Annotated in this window: 13 protein-coding genes and 1 tRNA gene; 1 reads left to right on the top strand and 13 read right to left on the bottom strand. The window is 68.4% G+C overall.

Translation table 11 applies throughout. The annotated features are described in order from the left end of the window. Positions 1 to 172: 172 nt before the first annotated feature. Complete coding sequence (locus K6753_RS10170) at positions 173 to 2,263, bottom strand: TonB-dependent receptor family protein (protein ID WP_223676331.1); 2,091 nt, start codon at positions 2,261 to 2,263, stop codon at positions 173 to 175. A gap of 159 nt (positions 2,264 to 2,422) precedes the next feature. Here K6753_RS10170 and dinB point away from each other — a divergent pair, with 159 nt between their 5' ends. Further along, a complete protein-coding gene (gene dinB, locus K6753_RS10165; RefSeq protein WP_223676330.1) occupies positions 2,423 to 3,529 on the top strand; it encodes a DNA polymerase IV in 1,107 nt (368 codons plus the stop codon). A 168-nt stretch (positions 3,530 to 3,697) separates the two neighbouring features. On the opposite strand, the gene K6753_RS10160 is transcribed toward dinB, so the two are convergent. The 12 genes from K6753_RS10160 to nuoN form a co-directional block, all read right to left on the bottom strand. Beyond that, complete coding sequence (locus K6753_RS10160; protein ID WP_223676329.1) at positions 3,698 to 6,091, bottom strand: Tex family protein; 2,394 nt, start codon at positions 6,089 to 6,091, stop codon at positions 3,698 to 3,700. Positions 6,092 to 6,527: 436 nt separating this feature from the next. Further along, positions 6,528 to 7,214 (bottom strand): hypothetical protein, encoded by a 687-nt coding sequence (locus tag K6753_RS10155; RefSeq protein WP_223676480.1) that lies wholly within the window; start codon positions 7,212 to 7,214, stop codon positions 6,528 to 6,530. 152 nt (positions 7,215 to 7,366) lie between these two features. Then, complete coding sequence (locus K6753_RS10150) at positions 7,367 to 7,639, bottom strand: hypothetical protein (RefSeq protein WP_223676328.1); 273 nt, start codon at positions 7,637 to 7,639, stop codon at positions 7,367 to 7,369. 334 nt (positions 7,640 to 7,973) lie between these two features. Further along, positions 7,974 to 10,082 (bottom strand): polyribonucleotide nucleotidyltransferase, encoded by a 2,109-nt coding sequence (pnp, locus tag K6753_RS10145; RefSeq protein ID WP_223676327.1) that lies wholly within the window; start codon positions 10,080 to 10,082, stop codon positions 7,974 to 7,976. A 142-nt stretch (positions 10,083 to 10,224) separates the two neighbouring features. After that, entirely contained in the window at positions 10,225 to 10,485 is a 261-nt protein-coding gene (gene rpsO / locus K6753_RS10140) for a 30S ribosomal protein S15 (RefSeq protein WP_223676326.1), read from the bottom strand. Between the two features lie 215 nt (positions 10,486 to 10,700). Continuing rightward, positions 10,701 to 11,657 carry a tRNA pseudouridine(55) synthase TruB gene (gene truB, locus K6753_RS10130; protein WP_319936665.1) on the bottom strand — a complete coding sequence of 319 codons (957 nt, stop codon included), beginning with the start codon at positions 11,655 to 11,657 and terminating at the stop codon, positions 10,701 to 10,703. A gap of 264 nt (positions 11,658 to 11,921) precedes the next feature. Beyond that, a complete protein-coding gene (gene rbfA, locus K6753_RS10125) occupies positions 11,922 to 12,287 on the bottom strand; it encodes a 30S ribosome-binding factor RbfA (RefSeq protein ID WP_223676325.1) in 366 nt (121 codons plus the stop codon). Positions 12,288 to 12,391: 104 nt separating this feature from the next. Beyond that, positions 12,392 to 14,944, bottom strand: a complete 2,553-nt coding sequence (gene infB, locus K6753_RS10120) for a translation initiation factor IF-2 (protein ID WP_223676324.1) — start codon at positions 14,942 to 14,944, stop codon at positions 12,392 to 12,394. Between the two features lie 117 nt (positions 14,945 to 15,061). Further along, on the bottom strand, positions 15,062 to 16,549 hold the full coding sequence (gene nusA / locus K6753_RS10115) for a transcription termination factor NusA (RefSeq protein ID WP_223676323.1): 1,488 nt from the start codon (positions 16,547 to 16,549) through the stop codon (positions 15,062 to 15,064). A gap of 4 nt (positions 16,550 to 16,553) precedes the next feature. Next, on the bottom strand, positions 16,554 to 17,198 hold the full coding sequence (gene rimP, locus K6753_RS10110) for a ribosome maturation factor RimP (RefSeq protein ID WP_223676322.1): 645 nt from the start codon (positions 17,196 to 17,198) through the stop codon (positions 16,554 to 16,556). A gap of 216 nt (positions 17,199 to 17,414) precedes the next feature. Next, positions 17,415 to 17,491 (bottom strand) — tRNA-Met (locus tag K6753_RS10105). A gap of 121 nt (positions 17,492 to 17,612) precedes the next feature. Next, positions 17,613 to 19,061: an NADH-quinone oxidoreductase subunit NuoN gene (gene nuoN, locus K6753_RS10100; RefSeq protein ID WP_223676321.1), complete on the bottom strand. Its 1,449-nt coding sequence runs from the start codon at positions 19,059 to 19,061 to the stop codon at positions 17,613 to 17,615. Between the last annotated feature and the right edge of the window lie 3 nt (positions 19,062 to 19,064).

Raw genomic sequence — 19,064 nt, 5'->3', positions numbered from 1 at the left:
GGAGCGGCTTCAGCCGCGATGCACGTTCGCCGCGCAAACCCCGTCTTGTAGGAGCGACGCAAGTCGCGACCGAACCCGCCGAGATGACGTCGTCGCGACTCGTGTCGCCCCTGCACCAGACGATGGGATATCGATCGCGGCTGAAGCCGCACCTACAAATGCCGACTTCGGGTCACTCCACCGCCACGTCCCGCCACCCCAACCCCACCATCAGCGCACGCCCCGGCCCCGGCTCGAAGAACCGCCCGTTGCCGTCGTTGACGATGACCGAACCGACGTGGTCGCGGTCCAGCAGGTTGTCGACGCGCGCGAAGCCGAACCAGCCGCGCGCGCGTGGCCGCCACTCCAGGCGCAGGTCGAACCGCGCGTACCCGGGCGTGGCGTCGGTGTTGCGGTCATCCACCGCCACCGGGCCGCTGGCACGTGCTTCCAGCGCAGCGCCCCATGTGCCGCTGCCTTCGCGCCATGCGAGTTCGACGAACGCGTCCGTGCGCGGGATGCCGGGAACGCGGTTGCCGGCCGCCACCGTACGTATTTCGGTCGTACCGCCGCTGGTCGCGCTGTAGGTGTACGCGTCGCGGAACGTGGCATCCAGCGCATTGGCGGCGATTGCGTACGACCACCCGGGCGAGAGGTCGGCGGCGATCGACAGCTCGACGCCGTCGCGTCGCGTCCGGCCGGCGTTGGCGAAGCTGGAGCGGCCGGCGCGGCTGTCGGCCGGGACGATTTCGTCCCGGCCATCGATCCGGTACACCGTCGCACCGATGCGTGCCCCCGGCCACCGCCAGCGCAGGCCCCCCTCGCCGCTGTCGAAACGCGCGGCGTCCAGCCGGTTGAACCCGGCCCCGCCATCGGGCCGATACGCCAGCTCGTTGACGGTCGGGGTTTCAAAGCCACGGCCGACGCTGGCGAACACCTCGCCATCGCCGAACGCGCGCGCAAGGCCTACCGACCCCGAGGTCTCGCGGAACGCCAACGCACCACTGTCGTCGCCATTGCCCGGAGTTACGTAGCGGTCGCGGCTTTCGAAATCCAGCCGGATGTGGCGCACGCCGGCCAGCAATGTCCACGCTTCGGCCAGCGCGAAATCGACCGTGCCGTGCACGTCGCGGCTGTCCACACGGTTGTCCTCGTCGCGTCGCAACGCGCCGCGCACGCCGAACTGGTTGCCGACGAAGTTCTCGTAGCCGCGGCGCGCCTCGTCCAGCCGCGACAGCGACACGCCCAATGAAAGCGCGGCGCGGGCACCGATCCACCGATGCCCTGCGTCCACGCCCGTCGAACGCCGCGACAGGTCGATGACGCCGCCCGCGCTGGTGGGGGCGGCCTGCGCCACCGGCGGGATCGACAGGTACTGCTCGATGTCGCGCGCGATGCCGTGCCCATGCAGCCACCATTCGCGCCGATCATCCTGCACGTCCCACTGGACACCGGCCTGGCGGTTGTCGATGCGCTTGCGCGTATTGAACCGCAGGGCCACCGGATCGGTGCCGTGCGGGTCGCGCTCCCAGGCCGCGCGCGTCAGGCCCAAGGGATCCTGCGTCCAGGGCTGCGACAGCACGTCGGCGACCAGCCGCAGCCTGCCCGACGGCGTGGCCTGCCACTCGCCCACCGCGCCGGCGTGCAGTCGTTCGGCACGGCTGTGCGGCCGCTCGCCATCGGTGGCGAAGTGGCTGGCGTGCCACCGGCTGCGCCAGCGCGCGTCGTCGCCGGGCAGGTCGGTGCGCACGCCGACGCGATGGCTGCCGTGGCTGCCCAGCCATGCGGTGGCCTCATGCGCCCGCCTGTCACCCGGTTCGGTGTAGCCCACGATCGCCCCGCCGGCCGCATTGCCGTACTGCAGCGCCAGCGGGCCACGCAGCACCTCGATGCGGTCCAGCGAGGACAGCGCGAAGTTGGCGGCCTGGCCCTGGCCGTCTGCGGCCGATGCGGGGATGCCGTCGACCAGCAGCTCCAGTCCGCGGATGCCGAAGGTGGAACGCGCGCCGAAGCCACGGCTCTGCACCTGCAGGTCCTGCGCGTAGTTGCCGCGGTTGCGCACCGTGACACCGGGCACGCGCGACAGCGCCTCGGAGAGGTTGACCTGTGCCTGTCCGTTGCGCAGGTCCGCGCCATCGACGGTGTCTACCGCGCCCGGAAAGCGGGACAACGGGCGCGAGGCGCCGATCACCTGCACCCGGTCGAGCGTGGCGGCGTCGGGAGCGGCGTCCTGTGCGTACGCGCGCATGGGCAGGGCGAGCGCCAGACACGTGGCGAGGCGCATCAGGCACGGGGAACGAAAGGAATCGACAGGCATGCCCGCCAGTGTGCCGGCTCGCTGGCATCTGCCCAAGCGGCGACGCCACCCGAGGCACCGACCGCGACCGGGACGGGCCGCTACCATGGCGATGCCTTCCTGCCCGGCCTCCGCCCTACGCCACCCGTGTCCGCCCCACGCAAGATCATCCACGTCGACATGGACGCGTTCTACGCGTCGGTCGAGCAGCGCGACGACCCGTCGTTGCGGGGCCGCCCGGTGGTGGTGGCGTGGCGCGGTTCGCGCTCGGTGGTGTGCGCGGCCAGCTACGAAGCCCGCACGTTCGGCGTGCGCTCGGCGATGCCGGCGGTGCGGGCCGAGCGCCTGTGTCCGCAGGCGGTGTTCGTGCCACCCGACTTCACGCGCTACAAGGCGGTCTCGCGCCAGATCCGCGAGATCTTCATGCGCCACACCGATCTCGTCGAACCGCTGTCGCTGGACGAGGCCTACCTGGATGTCACCTCCACCAGGACCGGGCTGCCCACCGCGACCGCCACCGCCGAGGCGATCCGCGCGCAGATCCGCGAGGAGACGGCGCTGACGGCCTCGGCGGGGGTCGCGCCAAACAAGTTCCTGGCCAAGATCGCCAGCGACTGGAACAAGCCCGACGGGCAGTTCGTGCTGCGCCCGCATCGGATCGAGCAGTTCCTGACGCCGCTTCCGGTCGGCCGCCTGCCCGGCGTCGGCCAGGTCATGGAGCGGCGGTTGGCGGAACTGGGCGTGGCGACGGTGGGTGACCTGCGCGCGATTGCCGCGGCCGAGCTGGAGCAGCGCTTCGGCCGCTGGGGCCGTCGCCTGCACGAACTCTCTCTCGGAATCGACGACCACCCGGTGCAACCCGAACGCCCGACCATGCAGATCTCGTCGGAGGACACCTTCGCCGAGGACCTGCCGCTGGACGCGCTGGCGCCGGACATCGCGCGGCTGGCGGAGAAAACGTGGGCCGGCTACCAGCGCGAGCTGCAGTCGCCGCACCCGCGCCTGGCGCGGACTGTGGTGCTCAAGCTGAAGACGTCGGACTTCCGCATCCTGACGCGCAGTCTGACGCCGCCGGTGATGCCGGATTCGGCCGCGTCGCTCGGCGCGCTGGCCTGCGAGCTGCGCAGCCGTGTCGACCTGCCGGCGCATACGCGCTACCGGCTGGTCGGCGTGGGCCTGTCGGGCTTCGTCGATGCCGACACGCACGCCATGCAGAGCGGGCTGTTCGAGTCAGAAACGCCGCCCCCCATGTAGGAGCGACGTGAGTCGCGACCGGAACTGGTCGAAGGTCGCGACTTACGTCGCTCCTGCAAGAGCCGGGAACGGCTCCGCAATAGAACCGTAGGAGCGGCTTCAGCCGCGATCGGAAATCGGCGTGCCCGGTTGTGGATCCGATCGCGGCTGAAGCCGCTCCTACAGGGGTCAGCTCTTGCGGGCCTTGGCGAAGGCCGCAGCCAAGGCGTTGTTTGCTGGCGGCGCGGCATTGCCCGGGCGCGGCATTGCAGTCCCACCCGCCCCACGCGGCGCGCCATTGCGTCCACCGGCGCCGCGCGGATCGCGTGCATCGCGGGCGCCACGGCCTCCACGGTTTTCGCCCGCCATGTTGGCCGCGCCCGCCGGCGGCACGGCGTCGTCCAGGCGCCGGGTCAATGCGATGCGCTTGCGTGCCACGTCGACCTCCAGCACCCGCACCTTGACGACGTCGCCGGCCTTGACCACCTCGCGCGGGTCCTTGACGTAACGGTCCGACAGCGCGGAGATGTGGACCAGCCCGTCCTGGTGCACGCCAATGTCGACGAAGGCACCGAACGCGGCGACGTTGCTGACCACGCCTTCCAGCACCATGCCCGGCTTGAGGTCCTTGATGTCCTCCACGCCATCGGCGAACCGCGCGGCCTTGAACTCCGGGCGCGGGTCGCGACCGGGTTTTTCCAACTCCTTGATGATGTCGCGCACCGTCGGCACGCCGAAGGTCTCGTCGGTGTACGCCTCGGCCTTGATGCCGCGCAGGAACGCGGCATCGCCCATCAACGATTTCAGCTCGCGTCCGCAGTCGCTCACGATCCGCTCGACCACCGGGTACGCCTCGGGGTGGACCGACGACGCATCCAGCGGCTGCGAGCCTCCGTTGATGCGCAGGAAGCCGGCGCATTGCTCGAACGTCTTCTCGCCCAGCCTCGGCACCTTGAGCAGCGCCTTGCGGTCGGCGAACGCGCCGTTCTGGTCACGATAGACGACGATGTTCTCGGCCACGGTCGACGACAGGCCCGAGACGCGCCCCAGCAGCGCGGCCGAGGCGGTGTTGAGGTCCACGCCCACCGCGTTGACGCAGTCCTCCACGCGCGCGTCCAGCGCCTTTGCCAGCCGGTACTGGTCGACGTCGTGCTGGTACTGCCCCACGCCAATGGCCTTGGGCTCGATCTTGACCAGCTCGGCCAATGGGTCCTGCAGGCGGCGTGCTATCGACACCGCGCCGCGCAGCGACACGTCCAGGTCGGGGAACTCCTTCGACGCGAATTCCGACGCCGAGTACACCGACGCGCCGGCTTCGCTGACGACGATCTTCTGCATCTTCAGCTCGGGCGCCTGCTTGATCAGGTCACCGGCCAGCTTGTCGGTCTCGCGCGAGGCGGTGCCATTGCCGATGGCGATCAGCTCCACCCCGTGCTTCGTGCACAGCGCGCGTAGCACGTGCAGGGACGGGTCCCACTGCCGCTTGGGCTCGTGCGGGTAGATCGTGGCGGTGTCGACCAGCTTGCCGGTCCGGTCCACCACGGCCACCTTGACGCCGGTGCGCAGGCCCGGGTCCAGCCCGAGCACCGCCTTGGGGCCGGCCGGCGCGGCCAGCAGCAGGTCCTTGAGGTTGTCGCCGAACACGTCTATCGCCTCGGCCTCGGCCTTCTCGCGCGCCTGCGCGAACAGGTCGAGCATCAGGTGCAGGTGCAACTTGGCCTTCCACGTCAGGCGGCAGGCATCGAGCAGCCACTTGTCGCCCGGACGGCCCTCGTTGCGGATGCCGGCATGCACGGCGACACGGCCCTCGGCCTGCGCGTGGCCGGCCTCGGCATCGGTGCCCGGGTCCAGGTCGAGGGTGATGAACTCCTCGCGTCGCGCCCGGAACAGCGCGAGCAGGCGGTGCGAAGGGATCCTGGCGAGGGCCTCGGCATGGTCGAAGTAGTCGCGGTACTTCGCGCCGGTATCCTGCTTGCCATCGACCACGCGCGCGCGGATCACGCCGACCTCGTGCAGCCAGCTCCGCAGGCCACCGACCAGCGCGGCGTCCTCGCCCCAGCGCTCCATCACGATGGCGCGCGCGCCTTCCAGCGCCGCTCTCGCGTCCGCTACACCCTTGTCGGCATCGACATAGGCCGCAGCGGCCGCCTCGGGCACCTGCGACGGATCGGCCAGCAGCGCATCGGCCAGCGGTTCCAGGCCCGCCTCGCGCGCGATCTGCGCACGCGTGCGGCGCTTGGGCTTGTACGGCAGGTAGAGGTCTTCCAGCCGCGCCTTGCTGTCGGCGGCCTGGATGTCGGCACGCAGCTCGTCGCTCAGCTTGCCCTGCTCGTCGATGCTGGCCAGTACCGCCGCGCGCCGGTCTTCGAGCTCGCGCAGGTACGACAGTCGCGTCTCCAGTGCGCGCAGCTGGATGTCGTCCAGCCCGCCGGTGACTTCCTTGCGGTAGCGTGCGATGAACGGCACGGTCGCCCCCTCGTCGAGCAGCCCGATGGCCGCCTGCGCCTGCGCCGGTTGCGCGCCGATCTCGCCGGCGATGGTGGAGGCGATGCGGCGGGCGAGCACGGGGTCGATCTGGGGCATTCGTCGTCAATCGGTTCAGCCGCGCGGGCGCGGCGGGACGGCGATTGTGGCAACGCAGCGCGGGCGACGGAACCCGTTGACAGGGTCGCGTGAAATCAGTGGGATCCGCTGCGCTGATTCGACGTGCGGGCGGCTCTTGATCAAAATCGGACAAGGACCGACGCAAGGAAATCAGCCGAGCCGCGAACCTGCTTCGACCTGCGCAAGACGCGAAGCCCGTTCAGTGAGCGCAATCGCACGTTCACTGAGCACAATCGACGCATTAATGCCGAGGGACCCGGATGTGCGACTCGCGGGCACATGCCCTAAGACTTGGGGTCCACGAGCTTACAAATCAGACGTACGCGTCCGGCCGGGTTCCCACTGCGTGGAAAGCGCGGGCCGGTCCTAACCGCTGCGCGCCTCGGACGCCCAGGGCAACGCGCCTACGCGCGCTTCACTGGTTCTCTGGCGAGGCGCCCATTCCCTCGTCGCTTTGCGCGGTCGCGCGACTTTGCACGAACTCCGGGAAGGTTTCCGCCAGCGACGCCGTGTCCGGCAGGATGTAGAACACCCCGCCGCGCTCGAACGTCGGACGGATGATCCCCTCGTAGAACTCGGGCGCTACGTTGATGCAGCCGTGGGTAACGCGGTTGTCGTCTGGCGTAGGCGACGCGAGGCGCTCGGGGCGTTTCTCGGCGGGAACGCCAGTCGCCGTAGGGTGCATGGAGACTGCGGAATCGTAGTCCACCCAAAGGACGCGCCCGGCATCGATGGATGGGCCGTAAGCGCCCACGAAACGACCGGCAGGCGTGGTGCGATCCCGACCCGGAATTTCGCGAAGCGCAAGGCCGGCGATGCCGGGGGCCGCATGATCCCCGACCGCCGAACCGAACAGCCCAGGCGCCGCGCCCCGAAGCCGGCCGTCGCCGTCGAACACCAGCACCTGTGCGGCGGCCTTGTCCATGATCGCGAACGGATAGCCCTCGGTATCCCGGGTGGCGACAACCCAGCCGGCCAGTTCGGTCACCGTGCTGGACACATCCTGTCCTGGTGGAAGCTGGTCGACGGCGACCACCGGTGGCTCGGCGACATCCTCGGCGCTGGCCACGCCGATACTCGTGAACGCCAGCACCAGCGTCAGTGCGCCACAGGTAGCCCGGATTGCAGGACGTATACGCATACGGGTGGGATGACTCCTTCGGAATAAAAACTGGGCGAAGAAAGAAGACCGGTGGCCAGCAAAGGCCACCAGTCCCGGGCTCGAACCGTTCGTCACAACATGTGCAAGAACGACTAGCCGCGCGGCGCGCGACCCGGTGCTGCCCCTTCGATCCGCTGGACGCGGCTTTCCAGCTGATCCAGCCGCTGGTTGGCCTGCTGCGCGGACTGGTTCGCGGATTCCGCACTCTGGGCTGCGCTCTGCACCCTCGAATCGAGCTGATCGAGGCGCGAATTGATCGTCGCGAACTCGTCATCGTACGTGGCGCAGCCGGCAAGGCCTGCAGCGGCAACGAGTGCCACGGCAAGAGTACGTACGACCGTCAGGTGTTGTTTCGTCGGAAACATTTCGATGCTCCTTCGTCTCGGGTATCGGAAAGATAGCGACCTTTGTGCCGGAGTCATGACACATGTTCAGCTTGCGTGGGAATGCGTAATTTGGCTGTGAAGATGTAGCAAGCGATGGATTTTGCTGCTCGAAGCCTGAAGTTTCCACGAACTCACATTGTCTTAACGACTATTGATTATCGCCCGGCCGATGCGTGTCGGCGGCCGACATGGTTTCTCCACGCGGTGTGCCGCTCATACCGGCCTCCCGACAAGATTGGCACGTGTCGCGCGACCCAAAGAAAAAAGCGGGCCGAAGCCCGCTTTTTCAGAGGTTCAGCAATTGCAGCGCGGCTTACTCGGCCGGAATGCCCTCGCCTTCCTCGACGGCCTTCATCGACAGGCGGATGCGGCCCTGCTTGTCGACTTCCAGCACCTTGACCTTGACCACGTCGCCTTCCTTGAGCTTGTCGGAGACCTTCTCCACGCGCTCGCTGGAAATCTGCGAGACGTGCACCAGGCCGTCCTTGCCGGGGGAGATCGTCACGAACGCGCCGAAGTCCATGATCTTGGCGACCTTGCCTTCGTAGATGCGGCCCGGCTCGACGTCGGACGTGATCTGCTCGATGCGGTCCTTTGCGGCCTGGCCTGCCACGGCGTTGACCGAGGCGATGGTGATCGTGCCGTCGTCCTGGATGTCGATCTGGGTGCCGGTTTCCTTGGTGATCGCCTGGATCACCGAACCGCCCTTGCCGATCACTTCGCGGATCTTGTCGGGGTGGATCTTGATGGTGATCAGGCGCGGCGCGAACTCGCTCAGCTCCGCACGCGGCGCGGTCAGTGCGCTCTCCATCTCGCCGAGGATGTGCAGGCGACCGGCCTTGGCCTGCGCCAGCGCGGTCTTCATGATCTCCTCGGTGATGCCTTGGATCTTGATGTCCATCTGCAGGGCGGTGATGCCGCTGTCGGTACCGGCCACCTTGAAGTCCATGTCGCCGAGGTGGTCCTCGTCACCGAGGATGTCGCTCAGCACCACGAAGTTCTCGCCTTCCTTCACCAGGCCCATCGCGATGCCGGCCACCGGCGCCTTGATCGGCACGCCGGCATCCATCAGCGCCAGCGAGCTGCCGCAGACCGAGGCCATCGAGGACGAGCCGTTGGACTCGGTGATCTCCGACACCACGCGGATCGTGTACGGGAAGGCTTCCATCGTCGGCATGACGGCCAGCACGCCGCGCTTGGCGAGGCGGCCGTGGCCGATCTCGCGGCGCTTCGGACCCATCATGCGGCCGGCTTCGCCCACCGAGTACGGGGGGAAGTTGTAGTGGAACAGGAAATGCTCCTTGTACTCGCCCGACACGGCATCGATGATCTGGCCGTCGCGTGCGGTACCGAGGGTGACCGCCACGATCGCCTGCGTCTCACCGCGGGTGAACAGCGACGAGCCGTGCACGCGCGGCAGGATGCCGACCTTCGAGCTGATCGGGCGCACGGTGTCCAGTGCGCGGCCGTCGATGCGGACCTTGGTGTCCAGCACCGAGTTGCGCATGGTCTGGTACTCGAGCTCGCCGAACTCCTTCGAGACCTCGGCCGGGTTCCAGCCGTTGGCTTCGATCTGCGACTCCAGCGATGCCAGCACGTCCTTCTTCAGAGCGCTGATGGCGTCGCGGCGCTGCAGCTTGTTGCGGATCTGGAACGCGTCGGCGAGGCGGTTGCCGATGGCGCCCTTGAGCGCGTCGACCATGGCCTGCTCGGCGGCCGGCAGCTGCCAGTCCCACTTGGGCTTGCCGGCTTCGGCGACCAGTTCGTTGATCGCGTTGATGGCGACCTGCATTTCGCGGTGGCCGAACATCACGGCGCCGAGCATCACGTCTTCCGACAGCATGTCGGCTTCCGACTCCACCATCAGCACCGCGTCGGCGGTACCGGCCACGACCAGCTCCAGCTGGGAGTCTTCGAGCTCGGACTTGGTGGGGTTCAGCAGGTACTGGCCGTCCTTGTAACCGACCTTCGCCGCGCCGATCGGGCCCTGGAACGGGGCGCCGGTCAGTGCCATCGCGGCCGAGGCACCCAGCAGCGCCGGGATGTCGCCGTCGATTTCCGGGTTCATCGACATCACCGTGGCGATGATCTGGACCTCGTTGCGGAAGCCGTCCGGGAACAGCGGGCGGATCGGACGGTCGATCAGGCGCGAGATCAGCGTTTCCTTCTCGGTGGCGCGGCCTTCGCGCTTGAAGAAGCCACCCGGGATGCGGCCGCCGGCGTAGAACTTCTCCTGGTAGTCCACGGTGAGGGGGAAGAAGTCCTGCCCCTCGCGCGCGGTCTTGTTGGCGACGGCGCTGACCAGCAGCACGGTGTCCTCAACCTTGACGATGACGGCGCCGCCGGCCTGGCGGGCGATCTCGCCGGTTTCCAGGGTGACCTGGTGCTTGCCGTACTGGAAGGTCTTGGTGATTTTCGACACGTTGGTTTCCTTCGATGCGATGCGTGCCGGGTCAGGCCCATGCCTGGCCCGGTCGGCTGCGGGATCGCAGCCTGGTGGCCGCCCGTCGCGGGTCGGCCCAAAAAAAACCGCGGCGCATCACTGCGCCGCGGAGGGTGTTGGGTCAGCGGCGCAGACCGAGCTTCTCGATCAGGGCCTTGTAGCGCTCGTTGTCCTTGCGCTTCAGGTAGTCGAGCAGGCTGCGACGACGGTTGACCATCATCAGCAGGCCGCGGCGGCTGTGGTGGTCCTGCTTGTGCTGCTTGAAGTGCCCGGTGAGCAGTTCGATGCGGGCGGTGAGCAGGGCGACCTGGACTTCCGGGGAGCCGGTATCGTTGGTGCCGCGCGCGTGTTCCTGGATGATCTTGCTGCTGTCGATCGACATATCTGGCCTCTTGGACGCGAAGCCGGCAGAACGCGTGTCGGGAGCGGAAAACTGGCCGCACCGACGCACCGCCTGGCCCGCCTGTTGCTGTGTGCTTTGGGAATGGGGCCCGGGGGCCGCCGTCGGTTGCTTCGGAAAAAGCGCGCGAATTGTAGCCCCTGCGTGGTAGGCCGTACAAGCCGGAACGGCCACGGGATTCAGCCCCGCGCGCCCGTTCAGCCAGCCGGTCCGGCCGCGCCCGGCGCGGCCCACGCAAACAGCCGTCGGGGTCGCAGCCAGCCCTGGTCATCCACGGTGACGATGGCCAGCGCACGGCCCTGTGCGTCGCAGGCGACTGCGGTCTCCGCGGGCGCGGCCTCCACCCTCTGGGGCTGCCCATGCCCGAGGCCCCTGGCCGCGTCCGCGTCCAGCGTGACAGAAGGGAAATCCATCAGCCCCGCCTCGATCGGCAGCAGGCACGCGTCCAGCGCGGCCTCGCCTTCCGTCTCGCGAAGCGCGCGCAATGCGTCCAGCCTGAACATCCGGGGCTGCCTGAACGGGTCAACCCATAGGCGCCGCAGGGTAACGACATGGGCTCCGCACCCCAGCGCCTCCCCCATGTCGCGCACCAGGCTGCGGATGTAGGTGCCCGAACCGCACTCCACGTGCAACGACAGCCGGGGGCCGTCGCGCTCGAGCAGTTTCAGGGTGTCGACCTGCACCTCACGGATGGGGGCTTCGATGGCTTCGCCACGGCGGGCCCGCGCGTACAGCGGTTCGCCGCCCTGCTTGAGCGCCGAGTACACCGGCGCGCGCTGCTGGATACGGCCGCGCAGCGGTGCCAGCGCCGCTTCGATGTCGGACTCACTCATTCCCACAGGCACGGGACGCTCGCGCAGCACGGCGCCGTCGGCATCGTCGGTGTCGGTGGTGGCGCCCAGCACCGCGGTGGCGTGGTAGGCCTTGCGCGCGCCCAGCAGCAGCCCCGCGATCTTGGTCGCCTCGCCGAAGCAGATGGGCAACAGGCCGGTGGCCAGCGGGTCCAGGCTGCCCGTGTGGCCGCCCTTGGCGGCGCGGAACAGGTGGCGCACCTGCTGGAGGGCCTGGTTCGAGCTCAGCCCCGCCGGCTTGTCCAGCAGCAGCAGGCCGTCGAGCGGGCGGAATACGGTGCGCGGGCGTTGGGGCTTCTTCATCGGTTGAGCGGTGCCAAGGCGCCTGCAGGAGCGGTTTCAGCCGCGATCCAAGGTGGGACGGGCGAGACTGCTGTCCTATCGCTCAGCCACCCAAGGAGGACGGGGTTCGCGGCGGCAACGGTCGGCTGCTTCAAGTCGCCAACCCAGATCGCTCGATCATGCGGGCGCCGAACTGGCTGCTGTGCCGTGCCCTCAAGGGGTCGCCGGACCTTTTTCGCGGCTGAAGCCGCACCTACAAAAAACGAGCCAACGAGGCGGGCGACGTCAATCGGTGGCGTCGTCCGGCATCGGCGGGTTATCGCGCAGCAGGTTATCGATGCGCTCGCCGCGGTCGACCGAGTCGTCGTAGTGGAAATGCAGCTCCGGGACGTGGCGCATCTTGACCGCGCGCGCCAGCTTGTAGCGGATATCGGGTGCGAGTTCCTTGAGCGCCTTGACCGCCTCGGCGGAGCGTTCTTCCTGCAACGCCGTCACGAACACCTTGGCGTGCGCCATGTCGCGCGTGACCTCGACGTCGGACACGCTGACGGAGGGCAGCGCGTGCTCGCGGACGGCTTCGTGGACAAGCGTGCCGAGCTCGCGGCGGAGCTGGGCGGACACGCGATCGGTGCGGTGGAAGGACTTCTTCATGGACTCAGTGGACTCAGGGGACTCGTGGCTGGAGGCTGGGACTGGAGGGGCCGGCTACCGGGTGCTTTACAGCATCCGACCGCCAGGCCCCGACCCCGGCTTCATCACAGCGTCCGCTGCACCTCGACGCGCTCGAAGCACTCGATCTGGTCGCCCGGCTGCACGTCGTTGTACTGCTTCACGCCGATGCCGCACTCGGTGTTGACGCGCACCTCGTCGACGTTCTCCTTGAAGCGGCGCAGCGATTCCAGCTCGCCCTCGAAGATGACGGTGTTGTCGCGCAGCACGCGGATCGGCTTGCTGCGCTTGACCACGCCCTCGACCACCATGCAGCCGGCGACGGCGCCGAACTTGGAGCTGCGGAACACATCGCGCACCTCGGCGGTACCGATGATCTCCTCGCGGATCTCCACGCCCAGGATGCCGGACGCGACCTGCTTCACCTGGTCGATCACGTCATAGATGATCGAGAAGTAGCGCAGGTCCACGCCGTTGGTCTCGATGACCTTGCGCGCGGAGGCGTCGGCACGGACGTTGAAGCCGATGATGGTGGCCTTGGAGGTCGACGCCAGCTGCGCGTCGGACTCGGTGATGCCGCCCACGCCCGAACCGATGACGTTGATGCGGATCGCGTCGGTCGACAGCGCGGTGAGCGCCTCGCGCAGCGCCTGCACCGAACCCTGCACGTCGGCCTTGACCACAAGGTTGAGCGAGAGCTGGCCTTCGGCCTGGCCCATCTGCGCCATGATGTCTTCCATGCGGTTGCCCGCCTGGGCGACCAGGCGCGAGTCGCGGCGCTTGGTGTCGCGCTGCTGCGCGACGTCCTTGGCCAGGCGCTCGTCCTCGACCACGACGAAGTCGTCGCCGGCGTCGGGCACGCCCGACAGGCCCAGCACCTGCACCGGAATCGACGGGCCGGCCGAATCGACCTGCTTGCCGGCCTCGTCGAACAGCGCACGCACGCGGCCGTACTGCACGCCGCACACGAGGTAGTCGCCCTTGCGCAGCTGGCCCTGCTGGACCAGCACCGTGGCGACCGGGCCGCGGCCCTTGTCCAGCGAGGACTCGATCACAACGCCGGTGGCGCGGCCGTCGATTACCGCCTGCAGCTCCAGCACTTCGGCCTGCAGCGAAATCGCGTCCAGCAGGCCGTCGATGTTCTGGCCGGTCTTGGCCGACAGCTCGACGAACTGCGTGTCACCGCCGAACTCCTCGGCCACGACTTCCTGCTCGAGCAGCTCGTTCTTGACCTTCATCGGGTCGGCGCCCGACTTGTCCATCTTGTTGACGGCGACGATGAGCGGCACGCCGGCCGCCTTGGCGTGCTTGACCGCCTCGATCGTCTGCGGCTTGACGCCGTCGTCGGCCGCGACCACCAGCACCACTATGTCGGTGAGCTTGGCGCCGCGGGCGCGCATCGACGAGAACGCCGCATGGCCCGGGGTATCCAGGAAGCTGATGACACCCTTGTCGGTTTCGACGTGGTACGCGCCGATGTGCTGGGTGATGCCGCCGGCCTCGCCCGTGGCGACCTTGGTGCGGCGGATGTAATCCAGCAGCGAGGTCTTGCCGTGGTCGACGTGGCCCATGATGGTGACCACCGGCGGACGCGCGGCCTTCTCGCCCTGCGACTCCTCCACGTGCGCCATCAGCGCGTTCTCGACGTCGGCCTCGTCAGCCTTGACCACGTTGTGGCCGAGCTCCTCGGTGACCAGCGCGGCGGTGTCGTGGTCGATCACCTGGTTGATGGTCGCCATGACGCCCATCTTGAACAGCTGCTTGACCAGCTCGCCGCCCTTGAGTGCCATCTTCTGCGCCAGCTCGGCGACGGTGATGGTCTCGCCGATGGCGACGTCGCGCACGACCGGCGCGGTCGGACGGGTGAAGCCGGTGCCGGTGCGGGCCTGGTCGGACTGACGGCGCGACTTGGGCTTGCCACGGGTGCTGCTGGAGCGACGCGCGCGCTCGGATGCACTCAGGTGCATCTGGCCTGCGAAGCGGCGGCTGCGGTCCTCTTCCTCTGCCGCAGCACCGGTACGCGCCTTGCGCGCCGGGGGCTTGGGCGGATGGCCGTGGCCGTGGCTGCTGGGCTGGTTGCGAAGCGGGTCCTCGGTGACCGGGATGACCTCGGGCTCGGCGGCGGCGCGCTTAGCCTCCTCTGCGGCACGGAGGGCGGCCTCCTCGGCTTCGCGCTTCTCGCGCTCGGCTTCCTCGGCACGGCGGCGGTCGGATTCCTCAAGCGCCTTCTGCTCGGCGGCGTTGCGGGCACGCGACTCCTCGAGCTTGCGCAGGATCTCCGCGCGCTCGTCGTCGCCGCCTGCCTGCGCGGCCTCGGCCGAATCCGGCCGCACCAGCGTGACCTTCTTGCGCACGACCACGTCGACGGTTGAGCGGCTCTTGCCGCCCCCGACCGTCAGTTCCTGCTTGCGGCTGCGGCTCAGGGTGATCTTCTTCGGCGCCTCGCCGGCCACTTCGGCCTTGTCGGTCTTGCCGTGCGTGCGGCGCAGGAAGCCCAGCAGCTTGACCTTCTCGGTGCTCGATACGACCTGGTCGGGGTCGCTGAAGGGCATGCCGGCGGTGGCCAGCTGCTCCAGCAACTTCTCGACCGGCGTGTTCACCAGGGCGGCCAGCTTGCGGATGGTGGTTTGCTGCGACATTCGGTATCCGTTCTCTTCAGGCCGCCGCGGGGGCGGCCAAGTGGGCGATTGTAGGACGGGCCGTGACCCGCCGCACACTCGGCGTGGACGGGCCCCTGCCCGTCCGATGCGTGGCGCTTACTCGAACCAGTGCTTGCGCGCTTCCATGATCAGTGCCGCGGCGCGCTCCTCGTCCATGCCTTCGATGTCGGTGAGCTCGTCGGTGGCGAGGTCGGCCAGGTCGTCACGGGTGACGACGCCGCGCGCGGCCAGCTGGTAGGCCAGCTCGTCGTCCATGCCTTCCAGCGTCAACAGGTCCTCGGCCGGCTGGTGCTCGTCGAGCTCCTCCTCGGCCGCCAGGGCGTCGTTGAGCAGGGCGTCGCGGGCGCGGGCGCGCAGTTCCTCGACGATGTCCTCGTCGAAGCCCTCCACGGCCAGCAGCTCGCCGACCGGCACGTAGGCGATTTCCTCGACCGTGCTGAAGCCTTCCGACACCAGGATGCCGGCGATCTCCTCGTCGACCTCGAGCTTGGCCTGGAACAGCTCGCGCGCGGCGGCCTGCTCGGACTCGCTCTTGGCCTGCACCTGGTCGGCGGTCATCACGTTGAGCTGCCAGCCGGTCATGCGGCTGGCCAGGCGCACGTTCTGGCCGCCCTTGCCGATGGCCTGGGCGAGCCGGTCCTCGGCCACCGCAAGGTCCATCGAATGCTTGTCCTCGTCTACGACGATCGACTGCACCTCGGCCGGGGCCATGGCATTGATGACGAACTGCGCCGGGTTGTCCGACCACAGCACGATGTCCACGCGCTCGCCGTTGAGCTCGTTGCTCACGGCCTGCACGCGCGAACCGCGCATGCCGATGCACGCGCCGATCGGGTCGGTGCGGTTGTCATGGGCCAGCACGGCGATCTTGGCGCGATCGCCCGGGTCGCGGGCGCAGGCCTTGATCGACACCAGGCCCTGGCCGACTTCCGGCACCTCCAGCTTGAACAGCTCCATCATGAATTCCGGCGCGGCGCGGCTGATGAACAGCTGCGGGCCGCGAGGCTCGGAACGCACGTCGAACAGGTAGCCGCGGACGCGGTCGCCGGCGCGCAACACGTCGCGCGGGATGCCCTTGTCCTTGGAGATGATCGCCTCGGCGTTGCCGCCCAGGTCGACATAGATATTGCCGCGCTCCACGCGCTTGACGATGCCGGTGACCAGCTCGCCGACGCGGTCCTTCCACTGGTCCACGACCTGCGCGCGCTCGGCCTCGCGCACGCGCTGGACGATGACCTGCTTGGCGGCCTGCGCGGCGATGCGCCCGAAGTCCGGGTTCTCGATCTGCTCTTCGATGAAGTCGCCGACCTCGGCGCCCTCGACTTCGTCGACGGCGTCCATCAGGCGGATCTGGCGGTCCGGGGACTCCATCACCACGTCGTCGGCGACGACCTCCATGCGGCGGAAGGTCTCGTAGCTGCCGTCCTTGCGGTCGATCGACACGCGCACCAGCACGTCTTCGTCGTGGTAGCGCTTCTTGGCGGCGGACGCCAGCGCAGCCTCGATGGCCTCGAAGATCACGTCATGCGGCACGCCCTTCTCGTTGGCGACCGCGTCGACGACCAGCAACAGTTCCTTGCTCATCTCGTTACTCCGCCGGGGTCGGCTTGTCGGCCGCCGGCTTGTGGTGGTGGATATCGTTGGAGGCGTCGCCGGACGCCCCGTCTGTCTTGTTGCCGCGCGCAGGCGCTTTCTTGCCGCCGTCGCCCGCCTTGCCCTTGCCGGGCTTGGTGGGCGCCAGACCCAGCGCCGCCCAGTCCGGGACCAGCCGCGCCTTGTCGATGTTGTCGGCCGATACCTCGACCTGCGTGCCGTCCACGTCCAGCACCACGGTGTCGCCGCGGACCGCGACGATCACGCCCTGCATCCGCCGGCGCCCGTCCTGGGGCAGCTTCAATCCGACCTTGGCGGATTCGCCGACGAAGCGGTCGAACTGGGCCAGGGTGAACAGCGGACGATCCACGCCCGGGGACGACACTTCCAGCGTGTAGTTGCCGCTAATCGGGTCCTCGACGTCGAGCTGCGCAGACACTTCGCGGCTGACGGTCTCGCAATCCTCGATCGACACCATGCGCTCCGGATCGGCCGCCAGGTCCTGCTCGGACAGGTCGATGTACAGGCGCACCACCGCGCCACCGGGCGACGGCAGGTACTCGATGCCCAGCAACTGCAGGCCCAGCGACGACACCGTCGGGGCCAGCAAGGCGGCGATTTCGTTCGCTTTCTGCGTCACGCGCTCGAACTCCTGCGACTGGTTGACGTTGCGACATGCCGACACCGCCGGAAGGCGGAAACGACAAAGGGCCCATTGGGCCCCTTGTCCGTACCGCTGGATGTCGGCGTGATGCGCGAGCAGAGCGCATCACCAAGCCCAGGCTGCAGGCCAAAAAGAAAGCCTCGAAGAGGCTTTCCTGTGGACTCCGGAAGAACTGGAATCCACGGCCGAAGCTGGTAGCGGGGGCAGGATTTGAACCTGCGACCTTCGGGTTATGAGCCCGACGAGCTGCCAGACTGCTCCACCCCGCATCAGGCCGCCCATTATATGGACGGCGTCTTTTTCACGCAAGCCCTATTCACTGTCGAATGCGAATAACGCGCTTGCCACGCAATGCACGCAACGGCGCGCACCGCTAAACCACACGACCGATCAGCCCGCGGCAACCTCGAACGCCCGCTGGCACCACGCCATGATCGGGCTCCAGCCCAGGCCCAGCACCAGCAGCGCCAGCGCGTTGAGTCCGAAGGTCCAGCGCAGCGGGCGGTGCGAGCTCGGTGCCGGCACGTCGCCGGCGGGCTCGTCGAAGTACATCGCCTTGATAACGCGCAGGTAGTAGAACGCGCCGATCACGGTGAACACGATGCCGACAATGGCCAGCCACATCATCCCGCCCTCAAGCGCGGCCTGCAGCACGGCCAGCTTGGCCCAGAAGCCCAGGAACGGCGGGACGCCGGCGAGCGAGGCCATCACGAACAGCACCATCAGCGCGAGCATCGGGCTGCGCGCATTGAGGCCCTTGAAGTCCTCGATGCGGTCGGCCTCGAAGCCCTTGCGCGACAGCACCACCACCGCACCGAAGCCGGCCGCCGTGGTCAGCGCATAGTTGAGCGCATAGAACATTGCCGCGGCCATGCCCGATTCGCCACCGGCCAGGCCCATGAAGAGGAAGCCGACGTGGGACACGGTGGAGTACGCCAGCATGCGCTTGATGTTGGTCTGCACCAGCGCGCTGAGGTTGCCGATCACCAGCGAAATCGCGGCCAGTCCGCCGAGCATCAGCTGCCAGTGGCCCGACAGCGGGCCGCCGGCTTCCTGCAGCAACCGGTAGGCCATGCCGAACGACGCCAGGCTGGGCGCGGCGGCGATGAAGATGGTGATGGCCGTGGGGGCGCCGTGGTAGACGTCCGGCAGCCACATGTGGAACGGCGCGGCGCCGAACTTGAAGGCGATGCCCGCCACCATGAACACGATGCCGGTCACCAGCATGGTCGAGCTGTTGCCCTCGGCCGCCGCCGAAATGGTGGCCAGGTCCAGCGAGCCGGTGGCGCCGTAGACCAGCGACATGCCGTACAGCAGCAGGCCGGAGGCCAGCGCGCCGAGCACGAAGTACTTGATGCCGGCCTCGGACGCGATCGGGCTGTCGCGGTCGGTCACCACCAGCGCGTAGGAGCACAGCGCGAGCATCTCCAGGCCGACGTAGACCATGACCAGCGAGTTGGCCGACACCATCAGCATCATGCCGAGCGTGGCGAACAGCATCAGCACCGCGACCTCGCCCTTGTACAGGCCGCGCTCGCGCAGGTAGGGCCAGGCGTAGACCATCGAGATCGCCGAGACGATCGCGATGCCGACCTTCAGGACGTCGGCGGTGGTGTCGCGCACGAACATGCCGCCCAGCACCGTGCCCTGCCCGCCCACGCCCATGGCCACCATCAGCCCGGCCACCAGCAGCAGGCCGATCGCGCAGACGTGGGTGACCACGCGGCGGCGGTCGTCGAGGAACAGGTCGAGCATCAGCAGTGCGAAGGCACCGAGCACCAGCACCAGCTCCGGGAGCAGGGGCATCAGGTCGGCGGCGGATCGTACGGGCATGATCATGGA

This window comes from Novilysobacter selenitireducens (assembly GCF_020026895.1).
Taxonomy (GTDB): domain Bacteria; phylum Pseudomonadota; class Gammaproteobacteria; order Xanthomonadales; family Xanthomonadaceae; genus Lysobacter_C; species Lysobacter_C selenitireducens.
Note: the sequence above shows the minus strand (reverse complement) of the source record. Positions and strands in the feature narration are given on the sequence as shown.

Coding starts and splice junctions, on each gene's coding strand:
- K6753_RS10160 (WP_223676329.1), bottom strand. CDS start 6,091: ATGCCCCAGATCGACCCCGTGCTCGCCCGCCGCATCGCCTCCACCATC.
- truB (WP_319936665.1), bottom strand. CDS start 11,657: ATGAAGAAGCCCCAACGCCCGCGCACCGTATTCCGCCCGCTCGACGGC.
- K6753_RS10150 (WP_223676328.1), bottom strand. CDS start 7,639: ATGTTTCCGACGAAACAACACCTGACGGTCGTACGTACTCTTGCCGTG.
- rbfA (WP_223676325.1), bottom strand. CDS start 12,287: ATGAAGAAGTCCTTCCACCGCACCGATCGCGTGTCCGCCCAGCTCCGC.
- infB (WP_223676324.1), bottom strand. CDS start 14,944: ATGTCGCAGCAAACCACCATCCGCAAGCTGGCCGCCCTGGTGAACACG.
- nusA (WP_223676323.1), bottom strand. CDS start 16,549: ATGAGCAAGGAACTGTTGCTGGTCGTCGACGCGGTCGCCAACGAGAAG.
- rpsO (WP_223676326.1), bottom strand. CDS start 10,485: ATGTCGATCGACAGCAGCAAGATCATCCAGGAACACGCGCGCGGCACC.
- nuoN (WP_223676321.1), bottom strand. CDS start 19,061: ATGATCATGCCCGTACGATCCGCCGCCGACCTGATGCCCCTGCTCCCG.
- K6753_RS10170 (WP_223676331.1), bottom strand. CDS start 2,263: ATGCGCCTCGCCACGTGTCTGGCGCTCGCCCTGCCCATGCGCGCGTAC.